Raw genomic sequence first — 17125 nt, forward strand, 5'->3', positions numbered from 1 at the left:
TTTACAAAAGAAAAGAACTACTATTGCGGCAGTTCTTTTCTAATTTATTTAATTATAAACCCTTTACTTGTCTGGGTCTACTTTATGAAATTCACCTTCGTCAGCAGAACCACCTGTTGAATTGCCATCTTGTGAACCAGGGTTTTGAGGACCAGCTTGGCCTTCAGCATCAGCACCTTGAGCACCACCATTAGCTTGGTAAAGCTTAACAGCCAAGTCTTGAGCAACCTTAGATAATTCATCCTTCTTGGTCTTCATTTCGTCCAAGTTGTTATCTTTTTGAGCTTTCTTTAAAGCTTCAAGAGCATCTTTGACTTTCTTGGTATCTTCTTCAGATACTTTATCCTTAACATCATCCAAAGTCTTTTCAGTTGAGAAGATTAATTGGTCAACTTCGTTACGAAGATCAACTTCTTCTTTCTTCTTCTTGTCTTCTTCAGCATGCTCTTCAGCTTCTTTTTGCATCTTTTGAATTTCTTCATCAGACAAACCAGATGAACTCTTGATAGTAATCTTTTGTTCCTTACCAGTACCCATATCCTTAGCAGATACGTTAACGATACCGTTCTTGTCGATATCGAAAGTAACTTGAATTTGAGGAACACCACGAGGAGCCGCAGGAATATCTGTTAATTCAAAACGACCTAAAGTCTTGTCATCTGCAGCCATTGGACGTTCACCTTGTAAAACATGAACATCTACGGCTGGTTGATTATCAGCAGCTGTTGAGAAGATTTGACTCTTTGAAGTTGGGATAGTTGTGTTCTTTTCGATCAACTTAGTGAAGACACCACCCATGGTTTCAATACCAAGTGAAAGTGGAGTAACATCAAGTAAAACAACATCCTTAACGTCACCTGAAATGACACCACCTTGAATTGCGGCACCTAAGGCAACAGCTTCATCAGGGTTAATTGAGTGATCAGGATCTTTGCCAGCCCATCTCTTTACCGCTTCTTGAACAGCTGGAATACGAGTTGAACCACCATTTAAGATAACTTTGTCAATGTCATTTACAGTTAAATCTGCATCCTTTAAGGCATTATCAAATGGAATCTTTGTACGGTCAACCAAATCAGCAGTTAATTCATCAAATTTAGCACGAGTTAAATCTGTTTCAAGGTGAAGTGGACCTGATTCGCCTGCTGAGATGAATGGAAGTGAGATGTGAGTTGAAGATACTCCGGATAAGTCTTTCTTAGCCTTTTCAGCAGCATCCTTTAGACGTTGCAAAGCCATCTTATCTTTAGAAAGATCAACACCATTTTCATCCTTAAAGTTTTGAACTAGCCAATCGATAATCTTGTTATCAAAGTCGTCACCACCAAGGTTAGTATCACCGTTTGTTGACAATACTTGGAAGACGCCATCACCTAATTGCAAAACTGAAACATCGAAAGTACCACCACCGAGGTCGTATACTAAAACTTTTTCATCTTCTGCATCTTTATCAAGACCATAAGCAAGTGAAGAAGCAGTAGGCTCGTTGATGATTCTCTTAACATCTAAACCAGCAATTTTACCAGCATCCTTAGTTGCTTGACGTTGTGCATCATTGAAGTATGCAGGAACTGTAATAACAGCTTCAGTAACCTTTTCACCTAAGTAGTCTTCAGAAAACTTCTTAATGTATTGCAAAATCATTGCTGAAATTTCTTGAGGAGTATAAGCCTTATCACCAATTTTAACTTTGTAGTCAGCTTCACCCATGTGGCGCTTGATTGATGAAATTGTGTTTGGGTTGGTAATTGCCTGTCTTTTAGCAACTTCACCAACTTGAATTTCACCATCTTTAAAAGCAACAACAGATGGAGTAGTACGGTTACCTTCTGGGTTAGTAATTATCTTAGGTTCTTTTCCTTCAAGAACTGCAACTGCTGAGTTAGTAGTTCCTAAGTCAATACCGATAACTTTTGACATTAATAATCATCCTTTCAATTATTGAGCAACAACAACCATTGCTGGTCTTAATGTGCGATCTTTATATAAATATCCCTTTTGTAGAACCTGAACGACGTGATCTTTTTGATCATCAGATTCAGCTGCAACAGTCTGAACTGCTTGATGTAAGTTCGGATCAAACTGTGCTTTTTCAGCATCAATTTCACTAATTCCATGATCCTTCATGGCTTTAACAAGCGCATCCAAAGTCATTTGAACACCCTTTTTAAGTTGACGCGAAGCCTCATCATCTACCTTAGTTTCCAATGCTCTTTCTAAATTATCCATCGCTGGTAAAATATCTTTAGCTAAGGATTGCGATTCATACTTAATCAATTGAGCACGTTCATTGTTGTAGCGATTTTGCATATTCTGCATTTCCGCTTGACTACGAAGGTACTTGTCTTCTAGTTCTTTTTGTTCTTCTTTTATTTTTGCTAATTCTGTTTCAAGCTTCTTTGAAGTCTCAGGCTTCTTACTTTTATCTGTAGTATTAGCCTTTGTATCAGACTTTTTTTCTTCAGCTTTAGTTTGATCTTTATTTAGATCTTTTTCACTAGCATATTTTTCTTTACTCACGGCTAACCTCCTTTATTTGAATCTACCATAATACTCAAGTAGTTTCTTAGCAAGTTCATTTCTAAAATATTCCAAAAGACCAATTACTTGCGAATATGGCATATTGTTAGGACCAAGTAAAGCAATTACGCCTTTACCATGTGAACCAACACTATATTCCGCAGTGAGCAGACTATAGTCCTTAAGTAAATCACTTGGCAAATCTGAACCCAAACTAACACGAATTGGATACTTACCACTGTCTGAGTTCATACATTGATCAACCATATCTGAAATCAAATCATTGTGATCAATTAATTCATAAACAGAGCGTAAACTTGAGACATCATCCAAAGAAGTGTTATTAAGTAAATTAATCTGACCATCAACATACATTTGCTCACTTGTAGCATCTTTAATGACGTCTTCAACCAACTCAAGTAAATCACTTGCATGAGAATCACCAAGCTTCTTACCCAAAGTTCGATTAAGCAAAGATGATGTAACTTCATTTAACGTTTTGCCAATTAACTCATCGTTAATCATTCGGACTGCTTTTTCAATTTCATCACCACTGATGTTACGTGGCAAGTTATAAACTTGGTTGTGAACATCACCATCACTAGTAACTAAAATTGCCATCACTTGTCTATTAATTAAAGAGACAATTCTAAAACCAGTTATTGTGATATCATTATTTTCTGGCCCTTCTGCAAAAGCTGTGTAATTAGTCAAATCAGATAAAATCTTTGCTGCTTCTTGAACAATTTCATTAACTTGATGAAATGGTTGATCAAGTTGATTAACAATTCTCTTGTAAACAGAGGATGGTATCTTAAGTGGCTCAAGCAAGTTGTCTAAATAGTACCGATAACCGTCCATCGACGGAATTCGTCCACTTGAAAGATGTGTTTTTTCAAGAAGACCCTTATCTTCAAGCACAGCCATTTCATTTCGAATTGTCGCACTTGAGACTTTCATCGGTAACTGATTCATCACTGTTTTTGAGCCAACAGGATCATGCGTCTGAGTAAAATCATTAATAATTGTTTTTAAAATTAATTCTTGACGTTCGGTCAACATAAATATCGCCCTCACTTTTAGCACTCATACTTTTTTGGTGCTAACAATTATTATGATACTAGCTTTTAGCAGAATGTCAAGCTGAGTGCTAATTTTTCCGCGATTAATTTTAACTTGAATTACTGTTTAACTAAAATTAACTTTGCTGAGCAAAATAAGCCTTTATTTCGGTCTCGTCTGCTTCCATTTGTTTCTTTAAATCATCCAAATTAGCAAATTTAATCTCACCACGTGTATACTTGTACCATTTAATAGTCATTTTTTTGCCATAGGCCTCTTCATCAAAGCCAAATAAATTTGATTCTATTAAAACTTTTTTTCCATCGCCGATAGTTACATTGTATCCAACACTAGTCATTGAATCATACCAATACCCATCAATCTTTGTTTTTGTGGCATAAACACCAATTTTTGGAATAACCTTATTATCTTGCCAAACCAAATTAGCAGTTGGAAAACCGAGCTTATGCCCGTTGCGCAAACCATGACCAATTTTTCCAGACATCATATATGGAAAGCCAAGAAGTTCATTAGCTAGTTCCATGTCACCATTAACAATGGCTTTTTTTATTTCAGTAGAACCAATTTTTTGTCCACCATATGACTGCTGTGGCACATTGACGATATCGAATCTGCCTTTAGCAAACTTAGGGAAATTTTCCATATTTGCTACGTCTTTTGGACCATACGTATAATCAAATCCAGCTACGACTGTATCTGTTTCAAGTTTTACAATAATTTCATCAATAAATTGTTGAGCACTTAACTTACAAAAAGCATCACTAAAGTGCATTACCAAAAGATAATCGACATTCAATTTTTCCATTTTGTATGCTTTTTCATCTAAGCTATCGATATAGCTAACATCTGCTCCTTGATAAACTGACTTGGGATGACGGTCAAATGTCATCACTGCAAGAGGAAGCTTTTTCTCAGTTGCTTTTTCTCTAGCAGTTCTAATTAAATGTTGATGACCACGATGTACACCATCAAAAAAGCCCAAAGCAAGCACAATCTTAGTAGGGAAAATATTCTCCTTAATTGGATAAGTTAAATGGATAATTTGCACAATAAAGCCTTCATTTCATCTTACTGGTTTTGTAATAGCATTAAAAACGGATGATACATGTGGTCATCCTTTTCGTATATTGCTTTAATGCTATTATTGTACCTTAACGCAACTTTTTTTGCATTCGTTTTCAAAACTATTGCATTACCATTTTTCACCTTAAGCCATTGCTGATCATTCAAGTTGATACTTTCATAATCCTTGAAAAAGGCATCAATTGGTTGAATAAAATCGGCAATCTTTTCTGGTGCATTAATTACTTCATCCAGTTTAACTGCTTGACTTAAGTCAAAACCTGAACTAGCAGTTCTTCTCAATGATTCCATAACTGCAGGAACATTCAATTCAGTTTTAAGATCGTTGACCAGAGACCTGACATAAGTGCCCTTACTACATTCAATCTGAAAGTCAAAACTTTCCTCACCTTTTTCCTTATCAAAGGTTGGATCATTTTTAATATCATATTGATAAACTTGCACCTGCCGCCTTGGTCGCTCTACTTCAATACCGGCACGGGCATATTCATATAAATGCTTACCATTAACTCGAACAGCGGAATAAATTGGCGGAACCTGTTCAATTTCTCCCACAAAGCTTTGCATTGCTTGTTGAATAGCTTCCTTTGAAATTGGGGCTGTGATTTTTTCACTTTCTAAAACTGTCCCACTTACATCATAACTATCAGTCGCATAACCAATAATTCCTGTGCCTTCATACTTTTTATTCTGTGTGTGCATTAATTCAATTAGCTTAGTAGCTTGGCCAATTGCAATTGGCAGTACACCTGTCACATCTGGATCTAGTGTACCAGCATGACCAATTTTTCTGATATGTAATGCTTTTCGCAAATGATAGACAACATCAGCACTTGTCATGCCTTTATCTTTGTCGATTACTAAAATTCCGTTTATCATATTTTCCTATTCCATAAAAAAAGCGCTCGCAAGCGCTTCTTAATTAATTATTGCGATCCTCATCTTGCTTCTTTACTTCAGCAATCAAACGGTCAATTTTACTACCATATTTAACTGAATTATCGCGTTTAAAAATCAGCTCAGGAACTTTATAGACTGTCAACACTTGTCCTAACAGGTGTCTCATCATCCCTTTTGCCTTTTCTAAACCAGCTGCAGCTTCCTCTTCCTTTTTAACACTTTCAGAAAGAATACTGTAATAAATAGTTGCATATGATAGATCATTAGTGCATTCAACTGCTGTAATTGTAACATCACTTACACGCGGATCACGAATATTTTTCCGCAAAATTTTAGTTAATTCACGGAGGATTTCTCCTTCAACACGACCTACTCTGTGTTTCATGTTTTCCTCCTAGTTAAACTAGTTGTTAGGCTTTACCTCTTGTTGCTCAACGGCTTCAAGTTCATCGCCTACTTTAATATCATTGTAGCCTTCTATGGTTAAACCACAATCAAATCCTTGCTTAACAATTTTGGCATCATCTTTAAAGCGTTTCAGAGAAGCTACTTTACCTGAGTAAATAACCACGCCATCACGTATTAAGTTGACATCAGCATCACGAGAAACGTAACCTGAATCAACAAATGCACCGGCAATTGTACCAACCTTTGAAACCTTCCAAGTTTCACGAACAGTTAGATTACCAACAACCTTGTCTTCGTATGTTGGTTCAAGCATACCCTGCATAGCGGCCTTAACATCATCAATTGCTTTATAGATAATACTGTACAAACGAATATCAACACCATCAGCTTCGGCCTGTGATTTGGCAGTTGCCGTTGGACGAACATTGAACCCAATGATAAATGCGTTAGAAGCTCCAGCAAGTGTAACGTCTGATTCATTAACAGCACCTACACCAGCGTGAATAATATTAACGCGAACGCCTTCAACTTCAATCTTTTCAAGTGATTGTTGTAATGCTTCTGTCGAACCTTGAACATCAGCCTTCAAAACAACATCAACTTCCTTCATGTTCTCTTTCTTCATTGTATCAAACAAGTTATCAAGAGTGACATGTTGAACGTTTTCACGTGATTGTTGCAGTGCTTGTTGAGCTCTTTGTTCACCAACACTACGAGCAGTCTTTTCATCTTCAAAGACAACCAGCTTATCAGCTGATTCAGGAACATCGTTCAATCCAGTTATTTCAACTGGCATTGATGGCGTTGCTTTTTCTACTTGACGACCACGATCATTTGTCATTACACGGACACGACCAAAGCGGTTACCAACGACAATTGGATCACCTGTACGCAAAGTACCTTGTTGAACAAGAACATCGGCTACAGGACCACGCCCACGAGATAGACGCGCTTCAATCACGGTACCAATTGCCATTTGTGTGGAGTCAGCCTTTAATTCCATCATATCAGCTTGCAATAAAATCATCTGCAACAATTCATCAACATTTTCACCAGTTTTAGCAGAAATATTGACGAAAATTGTGTCGCCACCATAATCTTCAGGAATTAAATTATATTTCATTAACTGTTCAGTAACGTGTTGTGGATTTGCACCTGGAGCATCCATTTTATTAATGGCTACAATAATAGGAACCTTAGCACTTTTGGCATGGTCAATCGCCTCAATAGTTTGTGGCATTACACCATCATCTGCAGCAACAACTAAGATAACAATATCAGTTACTTCAGCACCACGTTCACGCATGTTTGAGAATGCAGCGTGTCCTGGGGTATCCAAGAATGTGATTGGTTGGTTATCGATTCTGACTTGATATGCACCAATCTTCTGCGTGATACCACCTGCTTCATGATCAGTAACATGAGTATGACGCAAACGGTCAAGTAAAGTTGTCTTACCATGATCAACGTGACCCATGATTGTGACAACTGGTGGACGTTTGTGTTGATGTTTCGACTCTTTAGAAGCTTCCATCCGCTTACTATAAAGGTTGTCAATATCAGCTATATCTTCATGTACCTTCTCTTCAGCATCGATACCATATTCTGCAGCAATTAATTCAATTGCATCTTTATCTAATGATTGATTTTGGTTGGTCATCACACCAAGCATGAACAATTTCTTAACAATTTCAGCAGGTTCACGGTGTAAAATTTTACCTAAGTCTTGGGCATTCATTCCTACCTCGTATACAAGAGTTTCTGGTAATGGACGCTCTTTTCTTTGAGTTGGCTGCTTTTTAGGCACTTGCTCAACCTGATGTTTTTTATTTTTATTCTTGCGCTTCTCTTGACGTTTTGAGAAACCATTGCTGTTATTGCCAAATGACTGATTTTTACCCTTACGTCCTGGTTTTCCTGCGTTGCGAGAATTATGACCGTTACCGCGTCTTTTTTCATCTTTAGCAGGTTCAGGAGCTGCAGCATTGTCAATTTTTCTAACTTGGTTAGAAGAAGTTTCTTGATTTTGCTTCAATCTGGCTGGTGATGGTTTAATGATTTTTGGACCAGTTACTGTAGACGTTGTTTTCTCCACCTTAGTTACTTTTGAAACAGTAGATTCTGTTTTTTCAATTGATTTCTTTTCTTCTTTTGTACTATCAGGCTTATTTATATCTTTATGATATGACTCGCGCGCTTTTTCTGTCTGCTTGTTTAATGAACTTTGTTCAACTCTTTGCTTTTGTTTCAACTGTTTAAGCAAATCTTGAGCAGCTGGTTTGGTAACTTTTTGCGCGTGATTCTGATTAGTAGCTTGCCTAGAACGGTCTTGATTTTGTTGACTACGGTTATTCGCTTTACGATTATTGCTACGTCGAGAGCCATTAGTATTTTTGGCTTCTTCGTGATTCTTTTCGTTTTTACGAATTGAAGTGACAGAAATTTTGATTTTACTGCTCTTTTTATTGGCTTGCTTCTCTTGCTTTTTAGCGGGAGCGGGGTTGCTAAAACTACCCTTCAATTGATTCACCTGAGAATCTTCTAGTGATGACATATGATTTTTTACATCAAAGCCAAGGTCTTTCGCCTTTTTGACCACGTCTTTATTATCGATGCCTAAATCTTTTGCAATTTCATAAATTCTTTTCTTAGTCATCAAATCACACTCCTTTATGTATTTTTTGTATTAGTGCTTTACCAAAACCTGTATCAGTAATTCCCAATACTTTTCGGTTTTTGCCCACCGCATGTGATATTTCATCGCTGCTAAAATCATCTATTACTGTTACGTCATTTTGCTTAGCAGCTCTAGTGACTTTTTCGCAGGTGTCTGCATGACTGTCATTAGCCAAAATAACTACTTTTACTTTTTTCGACTTTAGTGAAGCAAGAACGATATCTACACCAGAAACCAGTTTTCCAGCTCGCTCACATAGTCCAAGTAAATTTAATGCTTTTGTTCTATTTTGCAAATTTATTTATCACCAAACAATTCTTTTCTTGCCTTTTGATGATCAACGTAAGAATAGAGTTCTTCGTAAAAGGACTCAGGAACCTTTGTACCTAAGCTTTTATCTAATAACCCTTTTTCTTGGGCAAATTTTATTTTGCTTGGATCTAAAGATACGTATGCACCTCTGCCTGGTTTTTTCCCAGTAGGATCAACCGAAATGTTTTTTTCCTTATCAATTACGACACGGACTAATTCTTTTTTCGGTTGCATACTATTTGTTAATAGATCTTTGCGCATTGGAATTTTTCTTTTTTTCAAAAGAACTCACCCCTCGCTTTATTCTTGATCAGCCTCTTCGCCGCTATCTGCAGAGTCTTCAATTTCAACATCATCTTGCTCAACAGCTTCAGACGAAATATCTTCATCTATGCCGTCAGCAACTGAATCAACAATTTCCTCTGTTTCAACTTCAGCATTTTCTTGGTTAGCTTCAGTTGTGTTTTCATCAACAAATTCAACTTCAGATTCTGGTCTAATGTCAATCTTGTAACCAGTTAATCTAGCAGCTAATCTGACGTTTTGACCTTTCTTACCAATGGCAAGTGACAATTGGTAATCAGGAACGATCACAAGTGCACTCTTTTCGTCTTCTTCATTACCAAACTGAACAGCAATAACTTCTGCTGGATTTAACGCATTGGCAATAAAATCTGAAGGATCATCTTCATATTTGACAACGTCAATATTTTCGCCGCCTAGTTCGTTAACAACGTTTTGCACACGAGCACCACGTTGACCAACACAGGTACCAACTGGATCAATATTAGGGTCGTTAGATTTTACCGCAATTTTTGTTCGATCGCCAGCCTCACGAGCTATTGAAACTATCTCAACAGTCCCATCATAAATTTCAGGAACTTCTTGTTCAAATAGACGTTTAACCATGTCTGGAGCAGTACGTGAAACCGTAATTTGTGCTCCCTTGGTGTCTGAGCCAACATGAGTTACCAAAACACGTATCTGATCTTGCGGATTATAATTTTCATTTGGCATTTGATCATTACGTGGCATAACAGCTTCGACATTACCAATTTTAACATAAACGAAGCGATTATCACGCCTTTCCACGGTACCAGTAATCAACTCATCTTCATATTGTGAATATTCATCAATAATATGATTTCTTTCCGCTTCACGTAAATGTTGCATAATAACTTGCTTAGCAGTCTGTGCGGCAATTCGACCAAAATTCTTTGGCGCAACTTCAAAGCGGATTTTATCTCCAACTTCATAAGCCTTATTAATTGTCAAAGCATCTTTTAAGCTGATTTCAAGTCGGTCATCGTGAACTTCGTCGACAACTTCCTTTTCAGTCATTAACTTAAAATCGCCTTTACGTTCATCAAATTCAACTACTACATTAGTTGCTTGATTATAGTTTTTCTTATAGGCTGCAACAAGTGCTGCTTCGATAGCCTCAACAATCACATCTTGTTTTATACCTTTGGTTTTTTCTAGAGTCGCAAAGGCCTCTAGCATTTCTTTAGACATAAGTTTTTAATCAGCCTTTCTAAAATTCGATTGCAAAACGAATGTTTGCAATCAACTTCCGGGGAATAGTTAACTGTTTCCGCCTTGTTTTTACCTTTACTTCAAGTTCGATTTCTTCGTCATTAAAGGCTTTCAGAGTACCTTCATATTCTTTTTCGCCCTCAATTTTTTGGTAAAGGCCGACATGAATATAGTTATTAAGCGCCTTTTCCCAATCTTTTTCAGTTTTGATAGGACGCTCAATACCAGGAGATGATAATTCTAAAATATATGGATCAGGAAAAGGATCTGGTGTGATTTCGTCGAGTTTTTCAGAAATCAATTCGCTAAGGCCAGCAATTTCATCCATATCAATTCCATTTTCGCGATCAACATATATTCTTAAATAATTTTGACCTTTTTCTTTAACATATTCAATATCAACAAATTCATCATTGCGCTTTTCAATGATTGGTTTGATTTCTGCAAGTACAGAATCTTCAACTTTCGCCAAGTACTTTCCTCCGTAATAAAAAGAGTGAGCAAAACTTGCTCACTCCGAATCATTTATTCGAACTTCTTCTAGAAGTATACCATATTTATATTCTTGCTGCAAAAAATTAAAAAAGTGATAACTGGTTCTGGTCTGGCATCCCTTCCAAGACCTCATTTTCTTCCAGATAATCCATAATTGTTTGCGAAACCTTACCTCTTTTGGCCAAATCCTCTTTTGATAGGAATTCTTGCTCTGCTCTAGCTGCAACAATTTGCTTAGCTGCATTGTTCCCTAACCCAGGAACCGCATTAAATGGGGCCAAAATAGTATGTTGATCAATAATTTTGAAGTTTGTTGCTTCTGACTCATTGATGTCAACCATCCTAATTTTTATACCTCGCTCTAAACATTCATTAGCGATTTCTAAAACAGTTAGTAAACTCTTATCTTTAGCAGAAGCGTCATTTCCTTTTTCCTGAATGTCTGCCATAGCTTTTTTCACAGTATTTTTGCCGTGACTCATTGCTACCAGATCAAACAAATCAGCACGCACAGAAAAGTATGCAGTGTAGTATATTTCCGGATAGTAAACCTTAAACCAAGCAATCCGTAAAGCCATTAGGATATAGGCTGTTGCATGTGCCTTAGGGAACATGTATTTAATTTTCAAACAAGATTCAATATACCAGTCTGGAATTTTATCATTTTGCTTCAAAACTTCCATGTCTTCATCACTAATTCCGCGACCATGACGAACAGATTCCATCGTTGAGAAGGCAACCTCTGGTTTTACACCCCAGTGGATAAGGTCCATCATAATGTTGTCACGACAACCAATCACGTCTTTCAACTTGCAGGTACCGTTATTAATCAGCTCTTCTGCATTGCCGAGCCAAACATCAGTACCATGTGAAAGGCCAGAAATTTGAAGTAGTTCTGAAAAAGTGGTTGGCTTAGTTTCCTCAAGCATTCCGCGGACAAATCTAGTTCCAAATTCTGGGACACCCAAAGTACCAGTTTTAGATTGGATTTGATCTGGCGTGACACCTAAGATATCCGGACTGGAAAATAATGACATGACGCCAGGATCATCGGGTGGAATTGTCAATGGATCAACACCGGATAAATCTTGCAACATTCTGATCATCGTCGGATCATCATGACCTAAGATATCGAATTTCAAAATGTTATCGTGGATTGAATGAAAATCAAAATGCGTCGTTTTCCATGCAGCATCCACATCATCGGCAGGATATTGGACTGGTGTAAAGTCGTAAATGTCCATATCATCAGGCACTACAACGATACCAGCAGGGTGCTGCCCCGTAGTCCTTTTTACCCCACTGACTCCGGCAGCCAAACGATCAAGTTCAGCTTTTCTTAAGTTCAGTTCTTTTTCTTCATCATAGTGTTTCGCATAACCATAAGCAGTTTTATCAGCCACAGTCGCAATAGTACCAGCACGATATGAATTACCTGGCCCAAACATAACTCGAATAAAGTTATGAGCAACAGGTTGATAGTCACCTGAGAAGTTCAAATCGATATCAGGAACTTTGTCTCCATGGAAGCCTAAGAAAGTAGCAAACGGAATATCCTGACCATCTTTCACTAAGTCTGCCCCACACTCAGGACATTTTTTATCAGGAAGGTCATAACCTGAGCCATACTCACCATTTTCAAAAAATTGCGAATATTTACATTTTGGACATCGATAATGAGGTGCAAGTGGATTTACTTCAGTAATTCCAGACATAGTAGCGACCAGACTAGAACCAACAGATCCACGGGACCCAACCAAGTAGCCATCCTTATTTGACTTGGCAACAAGACGTTGCGAAATTAGATAAATGACTGCATAACCGTTTGAAATAATCGAATTTAGCTCCATATCCAAACGATCCTGAACAATTTTAGGAAGAGGATTACCATAAAGCTCGTAAGCCTTATCGTAAGTCAATTTTTTCATTTCCTCATCTGAATTTTCAATATGAGGTGGATATAAACCGTCTTTAATTGGAGCAATTTCTTCAACCGATTCTGCAATTTTGTTTGGATTAGTAATAACAATTTCTTTTGCAACATCTTCACCTAGGAAACTGAATGCATCAAGCATCTCCTGTGTAGTATAAAAATGTAAATCAGGTTGCTTTTTATTGCGATCTGGATTACTACGCTGCGCTGAAATCAAAATTGTTCTATAAATTGCATCATGCTCTTCAACATAATGTGCATCCCCTGTTGCAACAACAGGCTTATTTAATTCTTTTCCTAACTTGTATATGTTAGTTAATATTTCTTCTAATTCAGCCTCATCCGCAATTAAATGGTCTTCAATTAGCTGGGAATAGTTTGCTGGTGGCTGAACTTCTAAATAATCATAGAATTTAGCTTTTTCACGAGCTTCGTCATAGCCCTTTTGCATCATTGCAACAAAGACTTCCCCCTCTGAACAGCCCGAACCATATAATAATCCTTCATGATTATCAGTTAAATCGGATTTAGGGGTACGCGGAATACGGTAAAAGTACTTTGTATTAGCAATTGAAACTAGCCGATACATATTCTTCAAGCCAGCCTGGTTCTTAGCCAAAATAGTCATATGCTGCGGGCGAGCTCTTTTGAAAACTTGTCCATGAGCCGCATAATCATTCATCTTGCCCATATCATCTTCACCATATTTTTTGGTAAAGGCTTCAAGTAGTTTGAACATTAAATAGCCAGTTGCTTCCGCATCTTGATTAGCACGATGGTGATGCTCAAGAACAACGTTGTATTTTTTAGCTAAAGAATCTAGAGTATGTCTCGTTTGCTCAGGATGAAGTAAACGGGACACTTCTAGCGTATCTACTACTGGTTGTGCGATTTCTTGCAACCCTGCTCTTTTTAGTGCTGCATTTACAAATCCCACATCGAATTGAACATTGTGTCCACACAATGGTCGGTCACCATAAAAATCTTGGAACTGCTTAATGACGACTGCTTCATCATCAGCAGCACTCACCATTTCATCAGTAATTGAAGTTAGATTGATTGTTTGTTCGCTTAGCGCATGATGAGGATTAATGAACTTGTCAAAGCGTTCAAGTACCTCGCCATCCTTCATTTTGACTGCACCAATTTCGATAATTGTGTCGTAAACTGATGACAAACCAGTTGTTTCAACATCGAAGATAACAAACTCTCTATTTTCATATTTCATTGGTGCCGGATTAAGAACAAGCATGGCGTGGTCATCAATCATATTTGCTTCAACACCATAAACAATCTTAACACCGTTCTTTTTGCCGGCATTATATGCTTCAGGAAAGGCTTGCACATCAGCGTGATCTGTAATTGCAATTGCTTTTTGACCAAACTTTTTAGCAGCTAAAACAAAATCAGTGGCTGTGTTTGTCGCATCTAGCTGACTCATATTAGTATGAAGATGAAGCTCAGCCCGCTTTTCATCACCCTCATATTTTTCTTGTCTTCCAACATGCTCAACTGCTTCAAAACTGTTAATGTTGAATACGACATCATGACTCCATTGGTCTTCTGCAGCAGAACCCTGCATTTTAGCCCAAGTTCCTGGTTTTAAAGCTTTAATTGATTCCAATTGATCTTTATCTGAAATAAACTTTTTAAAGGAAATTGAATCACTATAGTCAGTTATTTCTCCAGTAAAGATGATTGTACCGGTTTTTAACTCTTTACTATCTGTATTAAAAATGTTTCCTTCTATAACAACATTTCTTGTACCATCAATAACATCCTTAATTTGAGTAATTGGTAATCTTTCATCTAATTTTCGATTGCCATAGTGCGTCTTTTTAGTCTGGTAAGTAGTTTGCTTTGGTCTTTCCTTGACCGGCGCAGCTTCGTATACTTCCTGCATACTTTGCTCATGCTGTTCTTGCAGTTGCTGCAAACTCTCTAAATTGCTTAGTGAATTGGCATCATCAACTTCAGTAACAAACTTTAAATTGAAGAAACCATAATCGCGCATTTCTTCTGCAAGTTGGTCCAGCATCTTTTGTTCAATAAGGCCATCAACTACCAAGTTATCTACTGGAATAATCCAACGCCCATTTTCTTTTTTTGGTTTATGACTAGAAATAAATTCGCGCGCAACTGGCTGTAAAATATCAGAATTTTGAACGGCGTACTTCCAGTAATCGGTTAAATAGTCATCAAGTCCATCTTGAGTAGATACAAAAAGCCTGGTTTTAACAAAAGATGAAAAATTTGCTTCTATTGCTTTATTTAAAGCATCATATGTTTCAAATTTAAGCGGAGTAGCAAAAAGAACATGGATATCCCATCTATGTTCTTTAGCATATACATCCACGTTCTTAATTTCACCTTTTCTTAATAAGGCATTGTCTTCAAACTGATTTGGAAAATGAATTTGTTCTAACAGTCTTAAGAAAAGTTCGTTTTTATTAGCCACAGAAATTATCCTAACTCTTTATTTACAAAATCATCGAGTTCAGAAACATTCAGCTCTATTGATTTTTCATCAGTTGGACGCTTAACCTCAATAATTCCATCACTAGCTTTTTTACCAATTGTGATTCTAAGAGGCGCACCAATTAAATCTGCATCAGCAAATTTAACTCCTGCGCGTTCGTTACGATCATCATATAAAACATCATAGTCAGCACTATATTTTTGTTCAAGACTTTCAGCCAATTTTGTTTGGTCATCATCTTTCATCTTCATTTGAACAATGTGAAGATCATACGGAGCAATTTCTTTAGGCCAAGAAATTCCCCGTTCAGTTAAATGTTGCTCAATGACAGCAGATAGAACTCTGGTTACTCCGATTCCATATGAACCCATGATAACAGGCTGAGCCTTTCCATTTTGATCAAGGAAACTTGCGCCCATTTTATCGGTATAGTAGGTTCCTAACTTAAAGATATGACCAACTTCAATTGAAGTAGTGAATTTTAATGGTAAATGGTCAACAGGATCTGGTTCACCTTCATTTGCAACACGTAAATCACTGAATTCTTCAACTTTAAAATCACGATTCAGATTAGCATTCTTAAATTGGAATCCATCTTTGTTTGCCCCGACAATTACGTTAGTCAAATCTTTAACAGTATCGTCTGCAATAATCTTATCAGCCCAATTTGCTTCAACTGGACCAACACTACCCTTGCCGACACCTGTAATTTCCTTTAATTCTTCATCAGTAGCAACACGAACAGAGTCAACATCTAACAAATGAGTTAACTTAACTTCATTTATTTGTTTATCACCACGAATTAAAACTAAAACGTGTTCTTTTTCATTAATAATGTATAAAACACTTTTTACAATTTTTGTTTCTGGTACTTTCAAAAATTCAGCTAAATCAGCAATTGTTTCTTGACCAGGAGTTGCAACCTCTTCTAGTTCGGCAACCTGTTCTGGATCTTGTTTAAATGTATCAATACTTTGAGCCATTTCCAGATTTGCGGAATAAGTACCTGCTTCATTAGTTGCAATGGTATCTTCACCAATTGCAGCTGGAGCTTGGAATTCCATTGAGTTTTTACCACCCATTGTACCGGAATCAGCAATTACTGGGGTTACTTTGACACCGCAACGATTAAAAATCGCTTCAAATGCCTTTTTCTCATCATCAAACTGCTCATCTAATTGTTGGCCAGTAGCAGCAAAACTGTATGCATCTAACATAATAAATTCACGGCTACGAAGTAAACCAAACCGAGGACGATTTTCATCACGGAACTTAGTTTGAATTTGGTAAAGCGCAATTGGCATTTGCTTATAACTCTTGAGATTTTTAGCAACAATTTCGGTAAAAGTTTCTTCATGGGTTGGTCCTAAGAGACTTTGACGTCCATGGCGATCTTTTAACTGAAACATTTCAGGACCATACTTCTGCCATCTACCTGATTCTTCCCAGAGAGTTGCTGGTAAAAGTTCAGGCATTTCCATTTCTGGAACACCTATTTTTTCCATTTCCTCTTCCATGATTTTTTCGACTTTATTTAAAACTCGAAAACCCAAGGGTAAATAAGCATAAACTCCGGCAGTAACTTGTCTTACATAGCCACCACGAAGCATTAACTTATGGCTTTCAGCAACCGCATCTGTTGGTGCTTCTTTTAAAGTAGGTATAAATATTTTAGATTGTCGCATTAAATTCTCCCCAA

At 37.2% G+C, this 17125-nt stretch carries 13 protein-coding genes; all 13 read right to left on the reverse strand.

Annotated features, from left to right (window positions below; all coding sequences use genetic code 11):
- Positions 1 to 63: 63 nt before the first annotated feature.
- The 13 genes from dnaK to CRG87_RS02855 all read right to left on the reverse strand — a co-directional run bounded on the left by dnaK (position 64) and on the right by CRG87_RS02855 (position 17111).
- Positions 64 to 1920 carry a molecular chaperone DnaK gene (dnaK, locus tag CRG87_RS02795; RefSeq protein ID WP_074425235.1) on the reverse strand — a complete coding sequence of 619 codons (1857 nt, stop codon included), beginning with the start codon at positions 1918 to 1920 and terminating at the stop codon, positions 64 to 66.
- Positions 1921 to 1938: 18 nt separating this feature from the next.
- Complete coding sequence (gene grpE, locus CRG87_RS02800; RefSeq protein ID WP_074425234.1) at positions 1939 to 2520, reverse strand: nucleotide exchange factor GrpE; 582 nt, start codon at positions 2518 to 2520, stop codon at positions 1939 to 1941.
- A gap of 12 nt (positions 2521 to 2532) precedes the next feature.
- Entirely contained in the window at positions 2533 to 3582 is a 1050-nt protein-coding gene (gene hrcA, locus CRG87_RS02805; RefSeq protein ID WP_074425233.1) for a heat-inducible transcriptional repressor HrcA, read from the reverse strand.
- 136 nt (positions 3583 to 3718) lie between these two features.
- Positions 3719 to 4651 (reverse strand): riboflavin biosynthesis protein RibF, encoded by a 933-nt coding sequence (gene ribF, locus CRG87_RS02810; RefSeq protein WP_074425232.1) that lies wholly within the window; start codon positions 4649 to 4651, stop codon positions 3719 to 3721.
- A 20-nt stretch (positions 4652 to 4671) separates the two neighbouring features.
- Positions 4672 to 5565, reverse strand: coding sequence for a tRNA pseudouridine(55) synthase TruB (gene truB / locus CRG87_RS02815; RefSeq protein WP_074425231.1), 894 nt, complete (start codon positions 5563 to 5565; stop codon positions 4672 to 4674).
- Between the two features lie 43 nt (positions 5566 to 5608).
- Positions 5609 to 5971: a ribosome-binding factor A gene (locus tag CRG87_RS02820; protein ID WP_046307037.1), complete on the reverse strand. Its 363-nt coding sequence runs from the start codon at positions 5969 to 5971 to the stop codon at positions 5609 to 5611.
- Positions 5972 to 5989: 18 nt separating this feature from the next.
- Positions 5990 to 8650: a translation initiation factor IF-2 gene (gene infB / locus CRG87_RS02825; protein ID WP_074425230.1), complete on the reverse strand. Its 2661-nt coding sequence runs from the start codon at positions 8648 to 8650 to the stop codon at positions 5990 to 5992.
- Between the two features lie 4 nt (positions 8651 to 8654).
- Positions 8655 to 8966, reverse strand: coding sequence for a L7Ae/L30e/S12e/Gadd45 family ribosomal protein (locus CRG87_RS02830; RefSeq protein ID WP_074425229.1), 312 nt, complete (start codon positions 8964 to 8966; stop codon positions 8655 to 8657).
- Between the two features lie 2 nt (positions 8967 to 8968).
- A complete protein-coding gene (rnpM, locus tag CRG87_RS02835) occupies positions 8969 to 9265 on the reverse strand; it encodes an RNase P modulator RnpM (protein WP_101138666.1) in 297 nt (98 codons plus the stop codon).
- 18 nt (positions 9266 to 9283) lie between these two features.
- Positions 9284 to 10498 carry a transcription termination factor NusA gene (gene nusA / locus CRG87_RS02840; protein ID WP_074425228.1) on the reverse strand — a complete coding sequence of 405 codons (1215 nt, stop codon included), beginning with the start codon at positions 10496 to 10498 and terminating at the stop codon, positions 9284 to 9286.
- Between the two features lie 19 nt (positions 10499 to 10517).
- A complete protein-coding gene (rimP, locus tag CRG87_RS02845; protein ID WP_074425227.1) occupies positions 10518 to 10991 on the reverse strand; it encodes a ribosome maturation factor RimP in 474 nt (157 codons plus the stop codon).
- 106 nt (positions 10992 to 11097) lie between these two features.
- On the reverse strand, positions 11098 to 15405 hold the full coding sequence (locus CRG87_RS02850; protein WP_074425226.1) for a PolC-type DNA polymerase III: 4308 nt from the start codon (positions 15403 to 15405) through the stop codon (positions 11098 to 11100).
- A gap of 5 nt (positions 15406 to 15410) precedes the next feature.
- Entirely contained in the window at positions 15411 to 17111 is a 1701-nt protein-coding gene (locus tag CRG87_RS02855) for a proline--tRNA ligase (protein ID WP_074425225.1), read from the reverse strand.
- Positions 17112 to 17125 lie beyond the last annotated feature (14 nt).

Source organism: Lactobacillus apis, from assembly GCF_002837055.1.
GTDB classification, from domain to species: domain Bacteria; phylum Bacillota; class Bacilli; order Lactobacillales; family Lactobacillaceae; genus Lactobacillus; species Lactobacillus apis.

Coding starts and splice junctions, on each gene's coding strand:
- nusA (WP_074425228.1), bottom strand. CDS start 10,498: ATGTCTAAAGAAATGCTAGAGGCCTTTGCGACTCTAGAAAAAACCAAA.
- truB (WP_074425231.1), bottom strand. CDS start 5,565: ATGATAAACGGAATTTTAGTAATCGACAAAGATAAAGGCATGACAAGT.
- hrcA (WP_074425233.1), bottom strand. CDS start 3,582: ATGTTGACCGAACGTCAAGAATTAATTTTAAAAACAATTATTAATGAT.
- CRG87_RS02855 (WP_074425225.1), bottom strand. CDS start 17,111: ATGCGACAATCTAAAATATTTATACCTACTTTAAAAGAAGCACCAACA.
- CRG87_RS02820 (WP_046307037.1), bottom strand. CDS start 5,971: ATGAAACACAGAGTAGGTCGTGTTGAAGGAGAAATCCTCCGTGAATTA.
- infB (WP_074425230.1), bottom strand. CDS start 8,650: ATGACTAAGAAAAGAATTTATGAAATTGCAAAAGATTTAGGCATCGAT.
- dnaK (WP_074425235.1), bottom strand. CDS start 1,920: ATGTCAAAAGTTATCGGTATTGACTTAGGAACTACTAACTCAGCAGTT.